Origin of the sequence: Paraburkholderia oxyphila NBRC 105797, from assembly GCF_000685075.1 — a bacterium.
GTDB classification, from domain to species: Bacteria; Pseudomonadota; Gammaproteobacteria; order Burkholderiales; family Burkholderiaceae; genus Paraburkholderia; species Paraburkholderia oxyphila.
In genome coordinates this window covers 40,834-64,656 of record NZ_BAYD01000043.1, presented here as the reverse complement: position 1 = coordinate 64,656, position 23,823 = coordinate 40,834, and the positions used below count along the sequence as shown (strand labels likewise).

Below are 23,823 nucleotides of genomic sequence, written 5' to 3'. Positions count from 1 at the left end.
CCGGCCAAACCGGCGCGCCACCCCAATCATGCACATTATTCATGGTTTGCGATGAAAAACCATCAGTTCCAGCCCGCGTGCGCGCCCCTTTAAGATGCCCGGGCAGCCTTTGCACACCGGTGAAACCGCGAGACATCCGATGAACGAACGCGAGTATCTGGACAACCTGCAGCGTCTCTGGGCGCAGGCGTGGCCCGCGCACGCGCCGCGCGAGCCGCAGTATCCGCTCGGGCAGCGGCCCTTGACGGCGAATCTGCGCGAATGGGCGCGCCGCGCGCCCGAGCGCCCCGCCCTCCACTTCTATGGCCGCACGCTGAGCTATGGCGAACTCGACGCATTGAGCGAGCGCTGCGCCGCGCTGCTCGCGGAGCTGGGCGTCAAGCCCGGCGACCGCGTGGCCGTCTTCATGCCGAACTGCCCGCAAATGCACGTGGCGTTCTACGGGATTCTCAAGCTCGGCGCCGTGCATGCCCCCGTGAGCCCGCTCTCGAAGGCGCTGGAGCTGGGCTATCAGCTCAAGGACAGCGGCGCGCAAGTCGTGATCTGCGCCGATCAATTGTTGCCCATCGTCGAGCAGGTCCGCAGCGAATGCGCGTTGCGCGAGGTGATCGCCACGAGCGTGGGCGAGATGTGCAGCGGCCACCGCGGCGAGATACGTGGCGACCGGTCGCCGGATACCGTCCCCCTGCCCGTGCCGCTCCCCGATATCGTGCTCGCACCGAAAGTGGCGAGCGCAAACGCCATCGACTTTCTGCCCGCGCTCGCTGCCACACGCGGCCCCGCGCCCGCTCACGAGCCGCAACTGGGCGACGTCGCCGCGCTCAACTACACGGGCGGCACGACCGGCTTGCCCAAGGGCTGCATCCACACGCACGGCGACATGCTCTACACCTGCGCGAGCTTCATGCCGGTGGCGCTGCAAGCGGGCGAGGACGCGGTGTTCCTCAACTTCCTGCCCGAATTCTGGATCGCGGGCGAGAACGCCGGCCTGCTCTTTCCCGTGTTCGCGGGCGCCTCGCTCGTGCTGCTCGCGCGCTGGGACCCGCTCGCCTGGATGAGCGCGGTGCAGCACTACCGCGTCAGCCATTGCGGCATGCTCGTCGACAGCATCGCCGAGGTGCTCGACCATGCGCGCGTGCACGACTTCGACTACGCGTCGCTGCGCCAGGTGGGCGCGATCTCGTTCATCAAGAAGCTCACGCGCGAATACCGGCGCCGCTGGCGCGAACTCACGGGCTGCACGCTCTACGAGTTCAGCTACGGCATGACCGAGACGCACACGTGCGATACCTTCACGCTCGGCCTGCAGGACGACGACCGCGATCTGCGCGCGCAGCCCACCTTCGTGGGCCTGCCGGTGCCGGGCACCGAGTTCAAGATCTGCGACTTCGCGAGCGGCGCGCTGCTGCCGCCCGGCATGGAAGGCGAATTGTGCGTGCGCTCGCCCTCGCTCTTCAAGGGCTACTGGCAGCGCGCGCAGGCGAGCGCCGAGGCGCTGCGCGACGGCTGGCTCCATACGGGCGACCTCGCCGTGATCACCGAGGAAGGATTCATCCGCTATCTGGGCCGGCGCAAGGAGATGCTCAAGGTGAACGGCATGAGCGTCTTTCCGAGCGAGCTCGAGGCGCTGCTCGGCCAGCATCCCGCGATTCTCGGCAGCGCCGTGGTCGGGCGCCCCGATGCGGCGCGCGGCCAGCAGCCGGTGGCCTTCGTCGTGCTCAAGCCAGGCAGCGGCACGCGTGCGGACGAGCTCGCCGCCTGGTGCCGCGAGTCGATGGCGGTCTACAAGGTGCCGGAAATCCGCGTGATCGACGCATTGCCGATGACCGCGACCGGCAAGGTCAGGAAACAGGAACTGGACAAGCTGTTGTGACGATATCCACCGTAAATCCGATCGGGACGCTCCTGATCGCCAACCGTGGCGAGATCGCCATCCGCATCGCCCGCGCCGCCGCCGAGGCAGGCGTGCGCAGCGTGGCCGTCTACGCCGAAGACGACGCCCACGCGCTGCACGTGCGCCGCGCCGATCTGGCCGTGCCGCTCGCCGGGCGCGGCGTGGCGGCCTACCTCGACATGGACGCGTTGATTGCCGCAGCCCGCGCGCACGGTTGCGACGCCGTGCATCCCGGCTACGGCTTCCTGAGCGAGCGCGCCGACTTCGCCCAGCGTTGCGAGGACGCGGGCCTGCGCTTCGTCGGCCCCGCGCCCGACGTGCTGCGCATCTTCGGCGACAAGGCCCGGGCGCGCGAGCTGGCCGCGCGCTGCGGCGTGCCGCTTGCGGCGGGCACGAACCACGCGACCACGCTCGATGAGGCGCGCGCGTTTCTGGCCGTTCACGGCGCCATCATGGTCAAGGCGCTCGCCGGCGGCGGCGGACGCGGCATGCGCGCGGTGCGCGACACCGCCAGTCTCGAAGAAGCGTTCGCGCGCTGCGAGTCCGAGGCGCGCACCGCCTTCGGTAACGGCGCGCTGTATGTGGAGCGTCTGATCGAGCACGCGCGCCACGTGGAGGTGCAGATACTCGGCGACGGCGCGCAGGTCACCCACCTGTGGGAGCGCGACTGCAGCCTGCAGCGGCGCCACCAGAAGGTGATCGAGATCGCGCCCGCGCCGGGCCTCGACGCCGCGCTGCGCCGCGCGATCATCGAGGCCGCGCTCACGCTCGCGCGCGCCGTGAGCTATCGCGGCATCGGCACGTTCGAGTTTCTCGTCGATACCGTGCGCGGCGACTTCGTGTTCATGGAGGCGAACCCGCGCGTGCAGGTCGAGCACTGCGTGACCGAGGCGGTCACGGGCGTCGATCTGGTGCGCACGCAGCTCGCGCTCGCGCAGGGCGCGACGCTCGCCGGGCTCAAGCTTCAGGAGCCGCCGCACCCGCGCGGCTACGCCGTGCAGGCGCGCGTCAATCTGGAGACGATGCAGGCCGATGGCAGCGCGCACGCGGCGGGCGGCGTCCTGAGCGCCTGGGAGCCGCCGAGCGGCGCGGGCCTGCGCGTGGACGGCTATGGCTACGCCGGTTACGCCACGAGCCCGAGCTACGACTCGCTGATCGCCAAGCTCATCGCGCACGCGGACGATTTCGCGAGCGCGCTGCGGCGGGCTTCGAGGGGGCTGTGCGAGTTCCGTCTCGAAGGCGTGGCGAGCAATATCGGCTTCCTGCTGAACCTGTTGCAGCGCCCCGAGCTGCCGGTCTACGCAGTCGATACGCGCTTCATCGAGCGTCATATCAGCGAGCTGGTCGAAACGCAGAACGACGCGCATCCGCAACTGTTCTTCAGCGCGGATGCCGCACCGCCCGTTCCGGCGCACACGGCAGGCACGACGCATCATGACGCCCCGCCCGGCTGCGTGCCGCTCACGGCGCCCAGCCAGGGCGTGCTCGTGAGCCTCGACGTGCAGTTGGGCGACGCGGTCGCCGTCGGCCAGCCCATTGCCGTGCTCGAAGCGATGAAGATGGAGTTCGTGGTGCAGGCCGCGCAAAGCGGCATCGTGCGCGCGCTCGCCAGCGAGCCGGGCGGCACCGTCTACGAAGGCGCGCCGCTCGTCTTCATCGAGCCCGCCGAAGTCGCGGCGGCGCAGGTCGAGACGGAGGCGAGCCGCGACCTCGCGCACATTCGCGCCGATCTCGCCGAAGTCTTCGAGCGCCACGCGATCACGCGCGACGAGCGCCGCCCGCACGCCGTGGAGCGGCGCCGCAAGACGGGCCAGCGCACGGCGCGCGAGAACCTCGACGATTTGCTCGACGCGGAGAGCTTCGTCGAATACGGCGCGCTCGCGCTCGCGGCGCAACGCGGACGGCGCCCGCTCGACGATCTCATTGCGCAGAGCCCCGCCGATGGCCTGATCGCCGGCCTCGGCACCGTGAACGCGGCGCAGTTTGGCGCGCAGGCCGCGCGCTGCATGGCCATCGCCTATGACTACACCGTGTTCGCGGGCACGCAGGGCATGATGAGTCACAAGAAGACCGACCGCATGCTGCAGCTCGCCGAGCAATGGCGCCTGCCGCTCGTGCTGTTCGCGGAAGGCGGCGGCGGCCGCCCCGGCGACACCGACCACGTGGGCGTGGCCGGCCTCGACTGCCGCACCTTCGCGAGCATGGCGCGGCTCTCGGGCCAGGTGCCGCTGGTGGGCGTGGTCTCGGGCCGCTGCTTCGCGGGCAACGCGGCACTGCTCGGCTGCTGCGACGTCATCATCGCCACGCGCAACGCGAGCATCGGCATGGCGGGACCGGCGATGATCGAAGGCGGCGGCCTCGGCAAGTTCACGCCCGAGGAAGTGGGTCCGGCGAGCGTGCAGGCGCCCAATGGCGTGATCGACGTGCTCGTGGATGACGAGGCGCACGCCGTGCGCGTGGCGAAGCAATATCTCTCGTATTTTCAGGGGCCGCTGAACGACTGGACCTGTGCCGACCAGCGCCTCCTGCGCGCAGCCATCCCCGAGAATCGTCTGCGCGTGTACGACATTCGTCAGGTGATTGCCTCGCTGGCCGACAGCGGCTCGGTGCTCGAACTGCGCCGCGCGTTCGCGCCCGGCCTCATCACGGCGTTCGTGCGCATCGAGGGAAAACCGTTCGGATTGCTTGCCAATAACCCGATGCATCTGGGCGGCGCCATCGACGCCCAGGCCGGCGACAAGGCCGCGCGCTTCATGCAGCTGTGCGACACGTTCGGCATTCCGCTCGTCTCGCTGTGCGATACCCCGGGCTTCATGGTGGGCCCCGATTCGGAAAAGCAGGCCACCGTGCGCCACGTTTCGCGCATGTTCGTCGCGGGCGCGAGCCTGCGCGTGCCGTTCTTCACGGTCGTGCTGCGCAAGGGCTACGGACTCGGCGCGCAGGCGATGGCGGCGGGCAGCTTTCACGCACCGCTCTTCACGATCGCCTGGCCAAGCGGCGAGTTCGGCGCGATGGGCCTCGAAGGCGCCGTGCGCCTCGGCTATGCGAAGGAACTGGCCGCCATCGAGAATCCGGCCGAGCGCGAGGCGCTATTCGAGCGCATGGTCGCGGACGCGTATCGCAACGGCAAGGCCATCAACATGGCAAGCTTCCTCGAAATCGACGGCGTGATCGACCCGGCGGAGACACGCCGCTGGCTCATGCGCGGGCTCAATGCGAGCCAGGGCCACGCGCCGCAAGAGGGCGCGAGCACGCGGCGGCGTTTCGTCGATACGTGGTGACACGCCCCGTACAACTGGATTGAATCAGGAGCAGACATGAACGCAGGCCCTACCGATAGCAGCGCACTCGTGGAAATCGCCATCGCGGATGGTGTCGCCGACGTGCGCCTGAACCGCGCGGACAAGATGAACGCGCTGAGCCCCGCCATGTTCGACGCGCTGATCGCGGCGGGCGAGCGGCTCGCCAACGAGGCCGATCTGCGCGCGGTCGTGCTCTCGGGCAACGGCAAGGCATTCTGCGCGGGCCTCGATCTGGAGAGCATGGGCGCCCTCGCGCAAACGGCCCGCGAGAAGCCGCTGGCGCAGCGCACGCGCGGTATCAGCAATGAATTCCAGTTCATCTGCACGCTATGGCGCGAGTTGCCGGTGCCCGTGATCGCGGCGCTGCATGGCGTGGCCTTCGGCGGTGGGCTGCAGCTCGCGCTGGGCGCCGACCTGCGCTACGTCGCCCCCGATACGCGCCTTTCGGTGATGGAAATGAAATGGGGTCTCGTGCCCGACATGGGCGGCATGGTGCTCACGCGCGACCTCGTGCGCGACGACCGCTTGCGCGAATTGATCTACACCGCGCGCATCGTCCCGGCCGCGGAAGCGGTCGAGCTCGGGCTCGCGACGCGCGTGGCCGACGATCCGCTCGCACTCGCGCTCGCCACCGCGCGCGAAATCGCGCAGAAAAGCCCCGACGCGATTCGCGCCGCGAAGCGTCTGCTCCAGGTCGCCGCGCGCGGCGACGCGGCGGCCACGTTGATCGCCGAATCCGTGGAGCAGGAAGCGCTGATCGGCGGCGCGAACCAGCGCGAAGCCGTCGCGGCGAATCTCGAGAAGCGCGCGCCGCGCTTCGTGCCTGCGTCGGCGCGCGCGAAAAGCTGAGGCCATCGCGGGCGGGGCGTGTGCCCCGCTCGCCCCTCGCATTGCAAAGGCCTGCGTGAGCACAACGCCCGCGCCGCCACTCGACGGTGCGAGCCCTTACGCCGCCTGCGCCTCTTCGTTCGAGGGCAACACGCTGCGATCCGACTCCGGCAACGCGTTCACAGGCCGGTGGATATCGTGCGTGACGAAGCCCTGCTCGCGGCTCGGCACCGCGAACCACTCCGGATGCGCAAACGACGCGCGGATGTCTTCGAGCCCGCTCGCCCAGTGCTCCTCCATCGTGTCGACACTGAACTCATAATCCTTGTAGTGCCCTTCATACGGCTTGTTCTTGTAGATCAGGTGCACCACGTTGATCGCAGAGCCGTCGGCCACGCGCTCGGCCAGCTTGAAGAGCGGGTCGCTGCGGCGCGTCTCGGCGGGCACGTGCTCCAGTAGCGCCTTGATGAAGCGCGCATGCTTTTGCCGGTCGGCCAGCATGTTGGTGATGGCGCGCGTGCGGCTCGAATACTGAATGTCCTTGGCGCGCTCGGCCACGTCCAGGAAGTCCGCGGGCGCGTTGCCGCTCGCGCTCCATAGATCGACCTGGAACACCAGCGTGTCCTTGTGGTCCGCATCGCGCAGCACTTCCGTGAGCGGCGTGTTCGACACGAGGCCGCCGTCCCAGTAGTACTCGCCGTCGATCTCCACCGCCGGAAAGCCCGGCGGCAACGCGCCCGACGCCATGAAGTGCTCGGGTTCGAGACGCATCTTCGTGTTGTCGAAATAGACGAGATTGCCGCTGCGCACGTTCACCGCGCCCACCGAGACGCGGATCGGGCCGTCGTTGATGCGGTCGAAATCGGCGAAACGCTGCAAGGTCGCTTTCAACGCGGCCGTGTCGTAATAGCTCACGGCGCTAGGCGGCGTCTTGTGCCAGCCCGCCACCGGCAGCGGCACGCGCGGCGCGAAGAAGCCGGGCTGCCCTTCGGTGAGCGCGCGGCCCGCGGCCCACATGCTGGCCCAGCGGCGCGCGAAGTCGTGCTGGCCGATGAGCGGCAACGCGAGCGAGCCGAGATTGCCGAACCAGTCGAGCGGATGGCAGATCGACTCCCAGAAGCCGCGCAGCGCCGCTACGCGCTGCCCCGGCTCGTTGCCCGCGATGATCGCCGTATTGAGCGCGCCGATCGACACGCCCGCGATCCGGTGCGGCTCGACGCCGGCCTGCGCGAGCCCCTCGAACACGCCGGACTGGTAGGACCCGAGCGCGCCGCCGCCCTGCAGGACCAGCGCGATTTCATCGTAGCGCGGCAGCTCGAACGGCTTGTGCGCATGGCGGGCGGCTGTATTGCTGCTGCGCATACGTGTTCCCCCCGCCTTAGTGCATCGACCAGCCGTGCGTGACCAGCACCGACTGGCCCGTCAAGGCGTTGGACTCGAAGCCCGCCAGGAAGGCGACCGTGTTGGAGACGTCGTCGAGCGAGGTGAATTCGCCATCGACCGTGTCCTTGAGCATCACGTTCTTGACGACGTCCGCTTCCGAAATGCCCAGCGCCTTGGCCTGCTCGGGAATCTGCTTGTCGACGAGCGGCGTGCGCACGAAGCCCGGGCACACGACGTTCGCGCGCACGCCGCGCGGCCCGCCCTCTTTCGCCACCACGCGCGCGAGACCCAGCAGGCCGTGCTTCGCGGTCACATAGGCGGCCTTGAGCTTCGAGGCCTCGTGCGAGTGCACCGAGCCCATATAGACGATCGAGCCGCCCTTGCCACTGCTGTACATATGCTTGAGCACGGCCTTGGTGGTCAGAAATGCGCCGTCCAGATGGATCGCGAGCATCTTCTTCCAGTCGGAGAACGCGAACTCGTCCACGGGGCTGATGATCTGGATGCCCGCGTTCGACACCAGCACGTCGATGCCGCCGAACACCTTCACGGCTTCTTCGATGCCCGCGTTCACGGCTTCCTCATTGGTGACGTCCATGGCCACGGCCAGCGCCTTGCCGCCCGCCGCCACGATGCTGTCGGCCACCTTGCCCGCGTTCGCGAGGTTCAGGTCGGCGATCACGACCGCCGCGCCCTGGCTCGCAAACGTGCGCGCGCAATGCTCGCCAATGCCGCTTGCGGCGCCGGTAATCACAGCCACCTTGTTCTTCAAAGACATGAGTAATCCTTATTTAATCAATCAACGATCAGACGAGTTCTGCTTCGGTTTCGCTCTGACGAGCCGGGGTTTGCGCGAGATAGTCGAAAGCGACTTCGCCGATATCGAGCGTGAGGTCGGCGATCACATGACGCGCGCCCACCACGCGACGCACCGGCAGATCCGCCACGGGCGCGAGCGCATGCGGATGCAGCTCGATCGCGGCCGGACCGCTCCATGCGCCATGCACCGTCACATCGCGCAGGTAGAAGCGCACCAGCTCGCATACGCGCGCCGTGCCGTCCACGTGCGGCAGCACCTTGAGCAGATAGTTGGGGGTGTCGGCGAGCTTGCGGCGCTCGTCTTCGCTATTGAGCACGTGGTGCTTGTAGCCCATCGTGCCGGTGGCCACGCGCTGCGTGCCGTAGTCGAGCGTGCCGAGCAGCGTGTCGTTGCCGTCCACGGTGAGCACCGGACGCGCGAGCTTCTTCGGAAAACCCCAGATCTCGCGGCCGCCTGCGATGGGGCCTTCATCGTCGAGATACATGGCATGCGTGTAGTTCGCGAGGCGGCCTTGCGGGTCGCGCACCGTCACCACCTGGCCGCTCTCCGTGTAGTCGCCGAAGCCCGACGAGTCCGGCATGCGGATGAACTCGTAGTGGACCAGATTATTTTCCGGCTTCAGCGGCTCCGGCACGATGGCGCGCAGCGCATCGGGGTCGGTCTCATAGGAGATGATGAAGTATTCGCGCTTGACGAAGCGAAACGGCGGCCGCGGATAGGCGGGATTGTGAACGGGCATCGCGAACGCTTCGCGGCGGATTCTTTCCAGGTCCATACTGTCCTCATGACTGAGCTGCGGTAAAACGTCGCGAACAATCATAGAGGCGATTGAATCGTTAGGTGGTATTCGATACGTATAAACACCGTTGCGATTTCGTCAATTAAAAGGCTGATTGAAAGTATTTGCATGCCCCTTAATAACATTTACAAAAAATCACAATTTTGCATTATTGCGTCATTCGGCTTTATTTATTGCTTGCTCTCCCGTTGACGCGGGAAGCCCGCCCTGCCTGGCCCAGTATCAGTGTGAACCGGGCAGCGCGCCTGCGCTGCGCCAGCCACAAACCGGAGCGACCACGAGAATAAATTGAAATTCCTGCACGACGCTGACCTTTGAATAGCCGAACGCTGAGTCGATTTTCGGCGGATTAAAGATTCAGCGCCAGATTCATAATCGTTGCGCCAGCGCGATGCTTTATTTCCAGAATCAGGGAAATCAGGAAATCGAAAAGCACAACAATCTGTTGCAAGCGAGGCGTGTCATCAGGGCAATAAGCTTCGCTTGCGAAAGCGGATGAAGACTCGTGTACCAATCGACGCACTAAACATGCTTGCGCAACATCGCAATCTGCTCGCGCCAGCGCGCGAGCACCTTCTCGCGCTCGTGGAGGCGGAAGGTCACGCCGCTCAGCACCTCGGCATACTTCGCGCGATGCACGTCCACGCGCTCGATATGCAGACGGAACACGCTGAGGTCGAGCGCCGTCTGATGCTCGGCGACCAGGCTCGCACGCGCGCGTATCTCCAGCACCGCGCCGTCGTGTACCAGCGTCAGCGTGAGGCGTGCGTCGCGCAGCATGTTCTGCGCGGTGTTCGAGCGCGGCCACATCGCCACGAGCAACGTCTGCGCGTCGGCCGCCAGGACCTCGCCCACGCTCAATTGCGCGCCGTGCGGCCAGCCATCGGCGCTCACGGTCGAGAGACGCATGGCCTCGTCGGCATGCGCCTCGAGGTGCTCGCCGTCTAGCGCGCTCACGAGTGCCAGTGGCAATGCGCACGCGTCATGTTGCTCGCCTGGGGGCTTGCCCTCTTGCGCGGGGTTGCGGGTATCGCTTCGATGCATCGGGTTCTCCTTGGGCACCTGCCGTCACGCCATCATTGCGGCGTCAGCACGAAATCGAATTGCGAGCGCCATTGCGTCTCGCCGCCTTCCACGCGCTCGTAGCGCGCACGAACGCAGGCAAATGGCGCACGAGCGCGGCCATGACCTCCCGCAGACGCGGATCGCTCTGCTCGCCCACGCGTGCATTGACCGCCTCGGCGGAGGCGGCTTCGGTGAAATAAGTACTCATGTTCCGGCCCTCCCGGGCGCGATTGAAGTGACGCGCGCAAGCGCCACGTCAATCTACCGCAACGCGAGCGACGAAGGAATCGCACAGCCGGGCTTGCAAAAGGAGGGTGGGGCAGCGCTGCAACGAAGCACGCGCGAGCGGCTTGCCGCAAAGACACAAGCGGGTTGCAATGCGCTTCGTGTCGAGCGCTCACGTTGCGGTATTCGCCGACATTTTTCAGGCTTATACTCGGCGTCTTCCCGTCCCCCACTGCGCCATTTCAACGACTATGAAACGTGTGACAGTCCGGCAATCGCCGGTGCATGGCAAAGGCGTATTCGCGCTGCTTCCGTTGCGCGCCGGGGAACGCATCTTCGAATACAAGGGGATGGTGACCACCTGGCGCGAGGCGGCGCGCTGGAATGCGCGGCGCAACGACTCGGGCCATACGTTCCTGTTCGGCCTCTCCGACGGGCGCGTGATCGACGGCGGGCGCGGCGGCAATGGCGCCCGCTGGCTCAATCATGCGTGCGCCGCGAACTGCGAGGCGATCGAGGACGGCGCGCGCGTGTTCATCGAGGCGATCCGCGACATCGCGCCGGGCGAGGAACTCTTCATCGACTACGCGCTCGAGATCGATCAGGAAGCGGAAAGCGACGCACAGCGCGACTATGCCTGCCGCTGCGGCGCCCCGCTGTGCCGCGGCACGATGCTGGGCAAACTGGCCGCGCAAGCGCTCTTGCTTGCGGTGTGACGCGCGCGCCAGGCGCACGATTTGATCAGGATTCCGATTTAGTTTTGCGGCTGCGGGGTTGCGGCCCCGACATTGGAAAACGTACCCGGATCAAGCAGGCAGGTTATCCACAGTTTTCGTGGACAAGCTTGTGGATACTCCCTGGGACGAAGCACCTAAGTCATTGATCCGGCGTCAACATTTCCGCGTGCGCGGGTCCCGCGAACGTCCAGACATTGGTCACGCAGCGCTTTGCTTGAGCTTGCCGTACACGAACTGCCCGAAATACCACGACAGATCGGAGTGGCTGAGGATATTGGCGTCCGACAACGCGCCGGCCTCGAGCTTCAGGCGGCGCAGCATGAGCTTGCCGGCCTGCGAGGCGATGTACAGGCGCACGAGCTCCTTGCGGGTCTTCTCGTCTGCGGATTCGAAATGCTCGCGCCCACGCAGGACTTCGTCGTTGCGGCGCGTGCGCGCCTCTTCGTCGCGCGCGGCAATGCTCTGCTTCACGGCAGTGCCGGCCTCGGCCTTCGCCGTTTCCTCGGCGCTCGCGGCGACGGCCAGTTCGGTCTGGATCGCGACCATCTTGCGCTCGGCCTCCGACACCTGCCAGTTGTGGCTCAGCGCCTTCATGAGATAGCCGGCCGGGCTCCTGGTCACCTTGCCTTGATCAAGGCGAAAGCGCGTGTACTCGATGGCCTGCTGGATCCGCTCGTCGGTCCAGCTCATGCGATGCTCGGCGATCACGTCGAACTGCTTGTTGCTCAGGCCGAACTCTTCCTTGAGCGTGAGCAGCAGGTCGTGAGCGTCGGGCTGCCGGCTGAGCATGGCGGCAACCGTATCCTTGCGCTTCAGGCGAAAGCGGATCTTGTTGATCTTGCGCGAGGTTTCGGAATCGGCCCGCGTCTCGTAGCTCAAGTCGATGTCGGAGAGCTCGTTGATCTGGCGCACGGCCGGGTCGAGATACTTCGGCCGGAAATGCTTGAACTCCGAGGCGCTCGAACCGAGCTTGCCGGGCCAGCGGCGCATGACGTCGAGCTCGATCCACCCGGTGAAGCCAGCGCTCACGTAGGGCAGCACGTAGTCGTAGATCGCTCGCGCGAAAGTCTGCGAGAAGGCGGCGGTGATGCACAGGTTGAGCCAGTGGTGCTTGTCCGGGCCGGTGATGTGGCGCAGCATCAGCGGCGGGATGCGAAACTGGATGCGCCCCTTGCCGATCTTGACGCTGCCCATCAGTTGCTCGGAAATCCACTGGTCCTCTTCACTGGGCGCGCGGTCGGGTGGCGTGTCCGTCACCTCGATGAGCACCCGCTGCGCCTCCTTGATCACGCTCTGCAGATGGCGCACGTTGCGGCTCTCGTAGCGCATGAGCCACTTGAAGTAGTTCAGGTCGACGTCGTAGATCTCGCGCGGCAACGGTTCCTGGGCGGCGATGAAGTAGGCGGCGTCGATAAAGCGCCGCGACGACAGGCCAAGGCCATTGATCGCCACGAAAACGTTGTTGCGCTGAAAGCCGATCTCTCTCGTGCTCTCGCTGATGGGCTGGCCGGACATCTCCTCAAACAACCCGAGCGACATCTGCTGGGTGGTCGTCCTGCGTCCGTTGTCCTCCGACATTCGCATGCTCTCCGTCGATATTGGCCGCGACTCTATCACTCCGCTAACACAAGTCAACACAATAAACGTTACCTCGAACGGCGAACCTTGAAGGGTGCGCACAAAAAACGTGCCGAACTGCACATAGACCTCTCCATTGCCAGCACAAAAATCGGCACCTCTTCGCACATAAACCGATGCCTCTTGCACATAGACCGGTGCTTTTCGAGGCCAAGTCCTTGAACACAAAGGATCTGGAAGCGTGCGTTAGTGGGTTTGTGGGTTTTTTTATGTTTAAGTAAACAAACCAACCGCGAGCAACAAAGACGCTTCGCGCGAAAAATCATGCAAATCGGCTAGGGGCGTGCAGGTGAAGTTCTCACTGCGAAGTGCATGGAAAGCCGTGTAGACGGGGGATTGACGTGGCGATCGCACGGGTTTCGCGTCGTCATTGGCTCTTCTCCAGGCACTCATGGGTCGCCAGAAGCAACGTTTTATGTGCGAACGGTCGCCACTAAGGTAACGGTTTGTGTGTGGCGCGCCGAACCTGCGTTCACGAGGACAAATTTCTCGTGCCTTCAGCGCTGCCTGGTAACGGTTTTTGTGCGTGCCGACGTCTTCGAGTTGAAGGTAGCGTTTTTTGTGCAGCACGGCCGGGTATTCCCTGGGGTAACGTTTTATGTGCAGAGGCAGTCGGGGATGCGCCCGGACGTGGTGAGAGGCTTCGAAGCAGCAAACGGTAACGGTTTTTGTGCGCGGTTCTATGTGCTTGTCCGTGCTGAACCTGCTCAAGGACATCACTTTCACAGTTTCGAGGCGCCGCGCCAGAGGCGGCTGCCCTGGAAACGCTCGGCGATGGTCACGTTTTTTGTGCAATTCCGCGGTTTGGCATTTCTCCGTTCACTGCGGCCCGGAGCAGGTAACGGTTTTTGTGCCGATTGCCGGCGCCAGAGTCGTTAAAGCACGCGCGGGTGCACAAATTCCGTTACCGCCGAACCTGGCATCGATTGCATCATTTCGTGGATTAGCGAAAGTGCACAAAAATCGTGACCTTCGCGGGTCCCACTAGCGCGCCTGGATTGTCGCGTGAGGTCGTGAAGCCGGAATGAAAGGCAACGCATGGAGGCGTGGCAGAAGATTCCAGGGTCAAATTGCCTAAAAAATAAGCAGATCGACGGAGACGGCCTTAATCGCCTCATAGGCGGCTTGGCACATGGGTGAAGGCCTGAGGGTGGACCGAACGCTCCGAGCCCGTTATAGCGCAAATAAAAAGGTCGATTTTTTAAAAAATCGTCCTCAATGAGTGTGTTTCGATACGCTTTTCCTGTATTCTACGCTTTGTCCAAATTCCGATAAAAAGCGTATTAATGGCAAAAACTATCGAATTTCCATCGATTGACCGGCGCGTGGACCTTTCAGCGGTTACGCAGTTTGCAGAAGAAGCCGGTCATCTGTCAGAAGAACTTCGGGAAATGATGCTGGCGCCCAAGCCGCGGAAGATGGCGCCCACATTCACGTCCGCGCAAGTCGCCGAGCTGTGCGGCATCGACCGCATCAAGCTCAACAATCTGCTCGCCACCCGCGAGGGCTTGCCGCAAGGCGAGGCGCAGGGTTCGGGGCGTAGCCGGGTGTTTACCTTGCCTGAAGCGCGCACCTGGGTCCAGCAGGTTTCGGATATTTATCAGACGCCGCTCCATACGGGCGTGCGCGACGCCGACGGCAAGGTGATTCTCGTCGCCAACTTCAAGGGCGGCTCGACCAAGACCACCACGACGATGTGCCTCGCGCAAGGTCTGACGCTGCGCGGCCGCCGCGTGCTGCTCATCGACCTCGACCCGCAGGCATCGCTCACCGAGCTGTGCGGTCTCTACGCGGAAAAGGAAGTGACCGAGGACAGCACGGTCCTGCCGTTCATTTACGATCCGCAAATGGAAGGCGGGCTGCTGAATTTCGTGCAACCGACCTATTGGGATGGGCTCGATGTCATTCCGGCACACCCCACGCTGTTCTCGGCGGAATTTCATATTCCCGGCACCGTCATCAAGAATCCGGGCTTCAAGTTCTGGGACTTGCTGCGCCAGGGCGTGCAGACGCTGCGCCAGCACTACGACTACATCATTCTCGATACCGCGCCGTCGCTGTCGTACCTCACGATCAACGCCCTGATGGCCGCCGACGCGATGGTCATGCCGCTGGTTCCAGAGAGCCTCGACTTCATCAGCTCGGTTTCGTTCTGGAGTCTGTTTTCCGATCTCGCCCATACGATCATGGAACGCGGCGACGAAAAGACCTACGACTTCGTCTCAGTGCTGCTGTCGAAGGTGGACTACGGCAAGACGTCGTCGGCGCCGGTCGTTCGATCGTGGGTGCAGCGCACCTACAAGGATTGGGTCAGCGCCGTGGAAGTGCCGGCGAGCTCCGCGATGAGCAACGGCGCGCTGGCGATGGCCACCGTGTTCGATATCAGCAAGGGCGACCTCGCCGACAAGACAGTGGCGCGTGTCCGACAGCCGCTGACGGATTACGTGCGCTGGATCGATGACCTTTATGTTGAGCAATGGAGGGCCGGGAAATGAGCTCATTTCGCGACAAGATGGCGGCCAAGACCGCCGAGCTCGGTTCGGCTTCGGAGCGTCAGACGACCGAGCGGACTGAACGGCCCGCGCCCGTGGCGGCGGAACCTCGCCGCAGCAGCGCGTTCAAGACCGGCCCCGGAATGCTGGGCGCGCTGGCCGTGGCGCAGCAGCGTATCCAGGAGCTCGAGAACACGAGCGACAAGCTCATGCTTCCGGTAAGCGCGATTCAACCGAACCCCTGGCAGCCGCGCAAGATCTTCAGCGACGAAGGTCTGGCGTCGCTGGCCGAATCGATTCGTGAAGTGGGGCTGGTGGAGCCCGTCGTCGTGCGGCGCGCCGACAGCGGCTACCAGTTGATTGCCGGCGAACGACGCCTGCGTGCGCACGTCCTGCTGCATGAGGAAGAGATTCGGGCCTCGGTGATCGACTGTTCCGATCAGGATATGGCCGTGCTCGCGCTGGTCGAGAACGTCGGGCGCGAGGATCTGACCGACTACGAAATTGGCCAGTCGCTGCGCCGCGCGGAGCGGGAGTTTCCGACGCGCACGCGTATGGCGGAGGCGCTGGGCATGTCGCGCAAGGGCTTGTATCGCTTTCTCGCGTTCGAGAAACTGCCCGACTTTATCCGTCGCGACCTCGATCTGAATCCCCGGCTGCTGGGCGGATCGGCGGCGGACGAGATCGTTTCGGCGATCAAGAAGCATGGTGCGCAAGGACTGAAGGCGGCGCGCGAGCTTTGGCCGGCAGTGGTGGCCGGAACGCTGGATCAGGGGAAACTGGCTGCGGCGATTGGCGCGCAGTCGGACCGCGGCGACAGCGAGCAGAGCGTTTCGGAGCGCAGCATCGAGAAGATTTTCTCGGGCAAGAGCCACGCGGGCAGCATCACGAAGGATACGAATAGCTTCACCGTGAAGCTGAAGACTGGCGTGCTTTCGGATGCGCAGGAGACGCAGATTCGTGAACTCATCAGCCAGTTGTTCAATGTGAAGCCTGGTTGAGAATGAGGTCAGGTTGTCAGGTGGTTGTCGAGAGCCCGCGTATGCGGGCTTTTTTTCGTCACGAGATTTCGCGTGTGTCGAGTCGACACACGGGAGGGCGGGGTGGTTGGGAGGCTGGTGGAGTGGAGGCGGTGGGCGATTGAGTGCTGTGTCGAGTCGACACGTCGTGGCCTGGAGTTGCGCTGCCAATCGGGTGTCTACGGGAGCGTGTGTCGAGTCGACACACGGGAGGGTAGGAGAGTTGGGAACTGGCGGAGTGGGGCGGTGGACGATTGCGTGCTGTGTCGAGTCGACACACGGGAGAGGGAGTTAGGGGCTGGTGGAGTGGAGCGGTGGGCGATTGAGTGCTGTGTCGAGTCGACACAGCAATCCCTGGAGTTGTGCCGCCAATCCGGTGTCTGCAGGAATGTGTGTCGAGTCGACACATAGATTGGGTAGCGGCTCAGGCGCGGCAGCGCGTGGTGCCGGCGTCAGCGAGCGGAGCCGTGGCCAGGTTTTATCAGCGCTGTGTGTTGGTCGTACGGCGCACGGTATGGATGTGTCGAGTCGACACACGGGCTTGGTAGCGGTTCAAGCAAGGCTGGGCCGGAGGCTGTGTACGGGCACCGTGTGCCGTTGGGTTCTCCCGGGACTGGTTGTGTCGACTCGACACAACTTTCGCGCGACGGTTAAAGCGCGCCTCAATCTTGTAGCGGATGAGACGCGCCGCCGGGCGGGACAGATAATAGCTCGCCCCTTTGTGGTTCGAATCCTCTCGTGTTACTTGAGCGTCGAACGGTTCGCCCGGGGAAGGTATCGGGTGTGTCGACTCGACACATCAGGTTCGATGGGTGGCCGTTGAGTGTGGTGTGAACTGAGACGTGTGTCGAGTCGACACATTGCTGATGTGGCGTTTCAGGCAACCGCACTGCAGCACAATTGCCGACCCCATGGAACTCGGTAACGAGGGCAACGGGTTAGAAGGTGGTGTCTAACCAAATCCGACGTGTGACTCAACCATCGGATACCTGACGCGGGTAATGAACGGTGTGTCGAGTCGACACACCAGAGTCGCGAGGCGGGCGTGCGATCCGGCGTAAGCACAGACATGTGTCGACTCGACACACCGTTCATACGGAGTTCGAGGCAGACGGTCCACCGTACGGTCGGCGACACGTGGAGCACAGCAACGACGGTAGCGCGTCCACGAGTAGAGATTCAAATCCGACGTGCTACTCCAGCATCTGATACTCGGGGGAAGCCAGCCGCTGCGTCGAGGCGACCACAAGATGCTGACGTCGGCCGTTCAATCTGAAGCAGGCACGTGTGTGTCGACTCGACACAGCGAGCAGTCAAGCCGTGACAATTGCCTCTTCTCGCGGGGGCAGGCTAAACGAAGCCCGCAAGGATCTCCAACTCTCTCCATGCCATGTGACCACATATCTACCAGGAGAATCGGCTACTCCGAACATGCAAGATCTGTGTCGACTCGACACACCGCCACAAGACGATCAAGCAATCGGGCCCGCGGGCAAGCGGATGCCTTCATTGTCCCGGACAGCGATTGGGGGCCATGCAGCGAGATCGGAACATGGCTCGCGTGCAGTTCGACTATCTGAATCTTCCTCACAGTGAGCGTGTGTCGACTCGACACACACGGTGGGGCAGCCGCGGAGCGCACGCCCGATCGGATTGCCCAATTTCTCCCGCCGGCCAGTGGCTTCCCGCTAGGGCTTGGCCAGCGGGGGAGGGCTGCATCGCGGATATCCTTGGGACGTGGATGGTGGCCAAGTCACTTCAGCCGACACGCCGCGGAGTGTGTCGACTCGACACACGACGGGGCAGCCGCGGAGCGCACGCCCGATCGGGTCGCCCAATTTCTCCCGCCGGCCAGTGACTCCGCACAATGGCTTCGCTCTGGGAGGAAGGCGGCGGCGTGGATGCTCTTGGGATGTGGACGCTGGCCAGGGCATTTTGACCGACACGTCGCGCAGTGTGTCGACTCGACACACTCCGGAGCGGCCATGAAGCACCCACCCGATCGGGCAGCCCAATTTCCCCTAACGGCTAGTGCCGACGCTCTATGGCCAGGCCGCAGGATGAAGGCAGCAGTACGAATCGCCATGGGAAGTGGGTGCCGCCCGAGCCAACTCGACCGACACATCGCAAAGTGTGTCGACTCGACACAATGCGTTAAGCAGGAAGGCAATGAGCCCCGGACCACACGTTCCCGGATCGGCACGTGAACACGTTAGATGCTGGGGGAGGGCGGCGCGCTGCAGATGGGTAACGTCGCGGGACGGCGCGACATGTAGGGTTACGCCGTCGGGTCGGTACAGTGATCGACTTCCGGCCACGGCCGGCATGGCCGTTCGTCCCCGACGCATTGTCTCCAGTCAGTCGCGATGCGAGCCGGACCGGGGCGCAATACGCGTGGCTCCCATGGGAGTCGCAGTCTTTGAGCTAGCTACAGGACGCTTGTCTAATTCAGACAGCGAGCCCCTTGTCGCGATTTACCGCGAACGTGTGAGTCGACCCTAGCGCCAACGCGAAAGAGGGGGCGCTCGTCATGATCGGCAACTCTGTCAGTACGCGTACACAGTTCAGGTTGAGCTGGTTCTCACCATGCAATGAGCCGCGTGTCGCAGCCCAGGAGATTGGGAGCACATGGGCTTCCCGATACCGCGTCCCGACCGCTACCGAAAGCAATACAGCCGACGCCCGGCTGAGATCTGGCACGTCGCGCACAGCGAGACCCCATCGATCGAACAGCCTCGATTCGAAGGATCGCACTCTGCCTTACGTCTGCCGTCGCCCGATATTTGATCGCAGTGACTCAGCCGCGGCTATGGCCACGAGAGCCACATTGCCACGGGTATCTGGTCTGATCCCCTTGGCGCGACGACGTCGATCGCTCGCCGGCACATCGCGCCTTCAGAGTCATGCGGGCGCTCATCCACGGGAGATGCTGAGATGCCAGTCGCAGCGGGGGGGGGCTCGCGCGCGAAGGGCAGAGGTGCCGCATCGGGGCGGAGTCCAATATCAGGCAGGTGGAATCAAGCGAACTGTGCCTCGCCAGGCACATGCCGTCCACGTGGATGAAATCCAATAACGCAACTAACCGTCAACTCAAACAAAAGAACTCAAAGTAGCCTGGAAACACATTCCCAATAGTGTGAGCGGCACGGGCTAGTCGCCGAGGTCGGAGCAGGTACCTCACGAAGCATGAATAGACGCGAGCCCCCAGCCGCTGACGCATCGACGAACGGCAATAAAACCGCATCGCCTCAGGTTGGAGAACTGCAGCCCGCCGCTGCCGTGGGAAAATGAATGGCCGTAGCCGTAGCCGTAGCCGTAGCCGTAGCCGTAGCCGTAGCCGTAGCTGGAACTGTAGCCACCCGAGCTACGATTCCAGCGCACAGACTCGAAGCATTCCCGCCACGGCACTCAAAATCCGGGGTTCCGTGAAACATTCGGTGAAAATCGAAGAAATCGTTGGAACCCTTACGCCATCGGCCTTTGCCCGCATCGAAATCGCTCCGGAACCCCAATGTTCCACGGGCAAATGCGTTTTCGGACCCTAAAACAGGCACAAACGCTGCACCTACCCTCCAAACAGGCGAAATTTCCCCTAGTCCGTATATATCAATACGTATTTTGTAATTTATAGAACGTCCACCCCCGCACAACCCGCAAACAAGCCCCTTCCGCCAACCGTGCATGGCACCGCCGGCGCATCTTATTCAGCAAGCTCCCGGGCCTTCACCGCATCGCTGGCCAAAGCAAAATTCCCCGCGCCGAGATGATGGATCGTATGCAGGTCGCGGTTGCTGTCATCGAAGACCCAATGCCCGCGATCGAACACGCGCGGATCCGCCGCCGCCGAGACCACTTCGCAGAAACACGTGTCATAGGCATCTTCGGTGTGCCGTTCCGGAATGAGCCGGCATTCCATCCACGCGGCGCAACCCGCTTCGAGCAGCGGCACGCCGAGCACCGGACCTTTGATGGCTTCGATACCGAAGCGCTCGAACTTGTCCGCCTCGCGTCCGCTGATGCTGCCGACCGCATAGGTCAGATCCATCGCCGCGGCACCCGGCACGCAAATGCCGAACGTCCCGCTCGCGTGAATGAGTTCGCGCGTGAAGGTTTTCTTGTCGATGACGATCGCGATGCGCGGCGGCGTGAATTCCACCGGCATCGACCACGCGGCGGCCATCACATTGTGACGCGCGCCGTCCGAGCTCGTGACGAGCACCGTCGGGCCATGATTGACGAGGCGGCTCGCGTGTTCGAGCGCAACGGGTTTGAAGCGGGAGAGGGTTTCCATCGTCTGGTCTGTCCGTGTCGTGTCGAAGTTCGACGGACTGTACATCAGATGGAAAAAATCTGCGGATAGCGTCAGCCGTCCGCGCATGCGCGTGCCGCGCTAGTCAATCGCCTGATCCGGGGGCGCGGGCAGATGTTTGCGCACGAGGCCGATCGCATAGCCGCGCGACTGCATCTCGGCCAGCCGGCTCGTGGTGCGCGAGACATCATGCGCGCCGTCGAGGCCGACGAGCGCCGCGCGAATCGGCTGGTCGGAGGCGATGAACAGCGCATGCTTGCGGTCGTAAAGAATATCGACGAGCCAGACGAAGCGCTGCAGCACGTCGCGGCGCTTGAGCATCTCCGTTTCGAGGCGATCGACGATTACGCCGCGCCAGCGTTCGGCGAGCGCGAGGTAGTCGAGGTGCGAGCGCGGCGCGCCGCACAGCGCGTCGAAGTCGACCCACACTAGTTGCGTGCCTGCCGCCGTGACGGGCAGCGCTCGTCCGGCCACTTCCGTCGTTGCCGGTTGCACGCCCGCATGCGCCTCGTATGCGCCGAAGAGCGCTCGCAGCGGATCGTGCGTGCCTTCGAGCGGCGCGAAAAAACGCTGCTCGGCTGCTGTCGCGCCAACGGCATGGTTGTGCTCGCGGTAGTCGCGCTCACCATCGAAAGCGACGATTTCGAAATGCTGCTCGATGCGTTCGATCGTCGGCTCGAAGCGTTCGTGAAACTCGGGGTCGGGCAGCAGATTGCGCGGACTGTAGTTCGAAGTGAGCACGATGCGCGTGCCGCATGCGAGCGCCGTTTCCAGGAAGCGGCCCATCAGGAACGCATCGGCGATGTCGTGCACGTGGAATTCGTCGAAGTAGAGCAGATCGACGTCCTTCAGCCACGCGCGCGCGACGTCGCCAAGGCGATCGTCGCTTTTGGGCGCCTGCACGAGCAGGCGGTTCACGTCGCGAATGAACTGATGAAAATGGATGCGCCGCTTCGCGCACGTGGCGAGCGCATAGACCGTATCGACGATCAGGCTCTTGCCCCGCCCGGGCAGGCCGTGGCAGTACACGCCTTGCCAGGCGCGCTGTCTCGTGCTCGTGTCTTCACTGTCGAGCAACGCGCACAGCGCGTCGATCGCCCGCTGCTGGCTCGCGTCCGCGACGATACCTTGGGTGGCGAGTGCGCGGGCGACAGAGGACGGGGCGATCATGCGGCAACGATTGATTGGGAGAACGACGGGAAGGGTCAGCGGCGCACGCAACGTACATGCACCGTCGCGCAAGTTTAACAGGGCGCTCACTTGCGCCGCTCGCGCCCGTTCATGCCCCAATCACCAGGCGCGCCGCCACGCGCTTCGAATTTGTCGCCGCATCAGGCAGCCACGCCGTCACCCCGCGATGCTCACAGCCGTTCGATCAGCCGCGCATCGCCGTGATCGCAGTACGCGTGGCACGCGGCGCGTGCGGCGTTCGCCGCGCCATGCACGAATAGCGGCGCATCGCTGCGTCGCGACATGGAGACCACGATGGACGGCGGCGAAGGCTGCAACGGCAGCTCGACCAGTTCGCCGCGCGCAACGAGCTCATCGACGAAAAGGCGCGGGATAGCGGCCACGCCGAAGCCGTCGCGCACGAGCTGGACGATGACCGAAATCGACGGCGACCCGGTGATGCGCGTCTCGGAGAGCGGCACGCCGTTGGCGAGCGCCAGCTTGCTGACGATGTCCTCCATCGCGCGATGCGGCGCGGTTCCCCGCCCGAAGGTGAGAATCGGCTGGCGCAGCACGCGCTTGGCCAGTCCGCTGCGCGAAAGCGGCAGCAGGCCCGCGCGCGCGATCCAATGCACCGGATAGTTGGCGAGTGCGTTACATACTATGGATTCCTCATCACTGCCTTCCACACGCACGATCAAGTCGAGTTCGCCCGCCATCAAGCGCCGCTGCAGCACGACGCTCACGTCCACGCAAAGCTCGACCTCGAGCTGCGGGTAGTCGCTCGCGAGCCGCCGCATGTAGTGGGCGAGCCAACTGTGCACGACGGTCTCGATCACGCCCAGGCGCAGCTTGCCGCGCATCGTGCCTTCGTTGGACGCGGCAGCCTGCAACTGGCGCGTCGCCTCCACGACCGCCTTCGCGTAGCCGAGCAGATATTCGCCGTTAGGCGTGAGCCGGAACTCGCGGCTTTCGCGCTCGACCAGCACTGTCTGCAATTCGTCTTCGAGCGCCTTCAGGCGCTGCGAAATGGCCGCGGGCGTGGCGTGTAGCGCGGTGGCCGTCGTGCGGAAGCTGCGCAGTCTGGCGAGCGTGACGAAGGTCTCGAGAAAGCGTGTGTTCATGGCGCGAGGCGTGTGAAGGGGCGCTTGAAAAAAGACAACGTGACCCGGGAAAACCCGCAGTTTCGTTAAGAAATTCTATTCATCAGGGCCAAAAAAAACTAGTTGGCGTCAAATTTTCTTCTTTTCTATGCTTCGTTCTACCGGTGTGCGACTTGCCACGCACGCCGGCAGCGTCCCGAATCCGACGCAGTTTTCGACCCGACGCCCCTTCACGCCACACATTAGAAACGCCCGAAATCATGACCCCGTTCGAATTCCGCCAGGCCGTCCGTCACCGCGATTTTCGTGGCCCGACCGCCGGCCATTGCGGCGAGTACGCCCAAGCCAATCTCGCGATTCTGCCCGCTGCCTGCGCGCACGATTTCCTGCGCTTTTGCCAGGCGAATCCGAAGCCGTGTCCGCTGCTCGGCGTGGGCGAGCCCGGCGACTTCCGGGTGCCGATGCTCGGCCGCGACATCGATATCCGCACCGACGTGCCCGCTTATAACGTCTATCGCGATGGCGTACTGAGCGAGCGCGCCGAATCGATCGAGGCCTTGTGGCAGGACGATTTCGTGGTGTTCGCCATTGGCTGCTCGTTCTCGTTCGAGCACATGCTCGCGCTCGAGGGCATCGGGCTGCGCCACGTGGAAGAGGGCCGCAATGTGCCGATGTACCGCACGAACATCGCGAACCGCCGCGCGGGCGTGTTCGGCGGCGAGCTGGTCGTCTCGATGCGCCCCATGCGCGGCGCCGACGCGATCCGCGCCGTGCAGATCACGAGCCGTTTTCCGGGTGTGCATGGCGCGCCCGTGCATATCGGCGACGCTGCGGAGCTAGGCATTGCCGACCTCGCGCGCCCCGAGTTCGGCGACGCGGTGACGATCCGTCCCGGCGAGCTGCCCGTCTACTGGGCCTGCGGCGTGACGCCCCAAACCGCGCTGATGGCCGCAAAGCTGCCGATCGCCATCGCGCACGCGCCGGGCCACATGCTGATGACCGACATCACGAATGCATCGCTCGCGGTGTTCTGAAGCGC

Annotated in this window: 16 protein-coding genes; 7 read left to right on the top strand and 9 right to left on the bottom strand. The window is 64.2% G+C overall.

Annotation, left to right across the window (positions count from 1 at the left end):
* Positions 1-139: 139 nt before the first annotated feature.
* From BO1_RS24965 to BO1_RS24955, 3 genes are read left to right on the top strand one after another with little or no spacing between them, the layout of a single operon-like run.
* The gene (locus tag BO1_RS24965; protein WP_028219878.1) at positions 140-1,873 is read left to right on the top strand and encodes an AMP-binding protein; all 1,734 of its coding nucleotides are present in this window, start codon (positions 140-142) and stop codon (positions 1,871-1,873) included.
* On the top strand, positions 1,870-5,175 hold the full coding sequence (locus BO1_RS24960; RefSeq protein WP_028219877.1) for an acetyl-CoA carboxylase family protein: 3,306 nt from the start codon (positions 1,870-1,872) through the stop codon (positions 5,173-5,175). The genes BO1_RS24965 and BO1_RS24960 overlap by 4 nt, the downstream gene beginning before the upstream one ends.
* Positions 5,176-5,211: 36 nt before the next feature.
* On the top strand, positions 5,212-6,045 hold the full coding sequence (locus BO1_RS24955; protein ID WP_028219876.1) for a crotonase/enoyl-CoA hydratase family protein: 834 nt from the start codon (positions 5,212-5,214) through the stop codon (positions 6,043-6,045).
* A gap of 96 nt (positions 6,046-6,141) precedes the next feature.
* Here BO1_RS24955 and BO1_RS52670 read toward each other — a convergent pair whose 3' ends face one another.
* The 5 genes from BO1_RS52670 to BO1_RS24925 form a co-directional block, all read right to left on the bottom strand.
* Positions 6,142-7,386 (bottom strand): DUF3734 domain-containing protein, encoded by a 1,245-nt coding sequence (locus tag BO1_RS52670; RefSeq protein ID WP_043286360.1) that lies wholly within the window; start codon positions 7,384-7,386, stop codon positions 6,142-6,144.
* 16 nt (positions 7,387-7,402) lie between these two features.
* A complete protein-coding gene (locus BO1_RS24945; protein WP_028219875.1) occupies positions 7,403-8,185 on the bottom strand; it encodes a 3-hydroxybutyrate dehydrogenase in 783 nt (260 codons plus the stop codon).
* 28 nt (positions 8,186-8,213) lie between these two features.
* Positions 8,214-9,002, bottom strand: a complete 789-nt coding sequence (locus BO1_RS24940; protein ID WP_028219874.1) for an acetoacetate decarboxylase — start codon at positions 9,000-9,002, stop codon at positions 8,214-8,216.
* Positions 9,003-9,548: 546 nt separating this feature from the next.
* A complete protein-coding gene (locus BO1_RS24930; protein ID WP_052409595.1) occupies positions 9,549-10,070 on the bottom strand; it encodes a pyridoxamine 5'-phosphate oxidase family protein in 522 nt (173 codons plus the stop codon).
* A gap of 43 nt (positions 10,071-10,113) precedes the next feature.
* Complete coding sequence (locus BO1_RS24925; RefSeq protein WP_028219872.1) at positions 10,114-10,299, bottom strand: hypothetical protein; 186 nt, start codon at positions 10,297-10,299, stop codon at positions 10,114-10,116.
* Between the two features lie 268 nt (positions 10,300-10,567).
* On the opposite strand from BO1_RS24925, the gene BO1_RS24920 reads away from it, so the two are divergent.
* Complete coding sequence (locus tag BO1_RS24920; RefSeq protein ID WP_028219871.1) at positions 10,568-11,032, top strand: SET domain-containing protein; 465 nt, start codon at positions 10,568-10,570, stop codon at positions 11,030-11,032.
* A 219-nt stretch (positions 11,033-11,251) separates the two neighbouring features.
* Here BO1_RS24920 and BO1_RS24915 read toward each other — a convergent pair whose 3' ends face one another.
* Positions 11,252-12,631 (bottom strand): replication initiation protein, encoded by a 1,380-nt coding sequence (locus tag BO1_RS24915; protein ID WP_028219870.1) that lies wholly within the window; start codon positions 12,629-12,631, stop codon positions 11,252-11,254.
* 1,346 nt (positions 12,632-13,977) lie between these two features.
* On the opposite strand from BO1_RS24915, the gene BO1_RS24910 reads away from it, so the two are divergent.
* Together BO1_RS24910 and BO1_RS24905 are read left to right on the top strand one after the other, a co-directional pair.
* Positions 13,978-15,186 (top strand): AAA family ATPase, encoded by a 1,209-nt coding sequence (locus BO1_RS24910; RefSeq protein WP_028219869.1) that lies wholly within the window; start codon positions 13,978-13,980, stop codon positions 15,184-15,186.
* Positions 15,183-16,184, top strand: coding sequence for a ParB/RepB/Spo0J family partition protein (locus BO1_RS24905; protein WP_028219868.1), 1,002 nt, complete (start codon positions 15,183-15,185; stop codon positions 16,182-16,184). The genes BO1_RS24910 and BO1_RS24905 overlap by 4 nt, the downstream gene beginning before the upstream one ends.
* Before the next feature lie 3,718 nt (positions 16,185-19,902).
* Here the strand turns inward: BO1_RS24905 and BO1_RS24900 are convergent.
* The 3 genes from BO1_RS24900 to BO1_RS24890 form a co-directional block, all read right to left on the bottom strand.
* Complete coding sequence (locus BO1_RS24900) at positions 19,903-20,493, bottom strand: flavin reductase family protein (RefSeq protein ID WP_028219867.1); 591 nt, start codon at positions 20,491-20,493, stop codon at positions 19,903-19,905.
* Between the two features lie 99 nt (positions 20,494-20,592).
* Positions 20,593-21,681: a cell division protein ZapE gene (gene zapE / locus BO1_RS52665; protein ID WP_043286357.1), complete on the bottom strand. Its 1,089-nt coding sequence runs from the start codon at positions 21,679-21,681 to the stop codon at positions 20,593-20,595.
* A 191-nt stretch (positions 21,682-21,872) separates the two neighbouring features.
* Positions 21,873-22,805, bottom strand: a complete 933-nt coding sequence (locus BO1_RS24890; RefSeq protein WP_028219866.1) for a LysR family transcriptional regulator — start codon at positions 22,803-22,805, stop codon at positions 21,873-21,875.
* Between the two features lie 239 nt (positions 22,806-23,044).
* On the opposite strand from BO1_RS24890, the gene BO1_RS24885 reads away from it, so the two are divergent.
* On the top strand, positions 23,045-23,818 hold the full coding sequence (locus BO1_RS24885; RefSeq protein ID WP_028219865.1) for a putative hydro-lyase: 774 nt from the start codon (positions 23,045-23,047) through the stop codon (positions 23,816-23,818).
* Positions 23,819-23,823: the final 5 nt, after the last annotated feature.

Excerpts from the sequence above, each read along its gene's own strand:
- BO1_RS24965 (WP_028219878.1), top strand. The coding sequence starts at position 140 with ATGAACGAACGCGAGTATCTGGACAACCTGCAGCGTCTCTGGGCGCAG.
- BO1_RS24955 (WP_028219876.1), top strand. The coding sequence starts at position 5,212 with ATGAACGCAGGCCCTACCGATAGCAGCGCACTCGTGGAAATCGCCATC.
- BO1_RS52670 (WP_043286360.1), bottom strand. The coding sequence starts at position 7,386 with ATGCGCAGCAGCAATACAGCCGCCCGCCATGCGCACAAGCCGTTCGAG.
- BO1_RS24945 (WP_028219875.1), bottom strand. The coding sequence starts at position 8,185 with ATGTCTTTGAAGAACAAGGTGGCTGTGATTACCGGCGCCGCAAGCGGC.
- BO1_RS24940 (WP_028219874.1), bottom strand. The coding sequence starts at position 9,002 with ATGGACCTGGAAAGAATCCGCCGCGAAGCGTTCGCGATGCCCGTTCAC.
- BO1_RS24930 (WP_052409595.1), bottom strand. The coding sequence starts at position 10,070 with ATGCATCGAAGCGATACCCGCAACCCCGCGCAAGAGGGCAAGCCCCCA.
- BO1_RS24925 (WP_028219872.1), bottom strand. The coding sequence starts at position 10,299 with ATGAGTACTTATTTCACCGAAGCCGCCTCCGCCGAGGCGGTCAATGCA.
- BO1_RS24920 (WP_028219871.1), top strand. The coding sequence starts at position 10,568 with ATGAAACGTGTGACAGTCCGGCAATCGCCGGTGCATGGCAAAGGCGTA.
- BO1_RS24915 (WP_028219870.1), bottom strand. The coding sequence starts at position 12,631 with ATGTCGGAGGACAACGGACGCAGGACGACCACCCAGCAGATGTCGCTC.
- BO1_RS24910 (WP_028219869.1), top strand. The coding sequence starts at position 13,978 with ATGGCAAAAACTATCGAATTTCCATCGATTGACCGGCGCGTGGACCTT.
- BO1_RS24905 (WP_028219868.1), top strand. The coding sequence starts at position 15,183 with ATGAGCTCATTTCGCGACAAGATGGCGGCCAAGACCGCCGAGCTCGGT.
- BO1_RS24900 (WP_028219867.1), bottom strand. The coding sequence starts at position 20,493 with ATGGAAACCCTCTCCCGCTTCAAACCCGTTGCGCTCGAACACGCGAGC.
- zapE (WP_043286357.1), bottom strand. The coding sequence starts at position 21,681 with ATGATCGCCCCGTCCTCTGTCGCCCGCGCACTCGCCACCCAAGGTATC.
- BO1_RS24890 (WP_028219866.1), bottom strand. The coding sequence starts at position 22,805 with ATGAACACACGCTTTCTCGAGACCTTCGTCACGCTCGCCAGACTGCGC.
- BO1_RS24885 (WP_028219865.1), top strand. The coding sequence starts at position 23,045 with ATGACCCCGTTCGAATTCCGCCAGGCCGTCCGTCACCGCGATTTTCGT.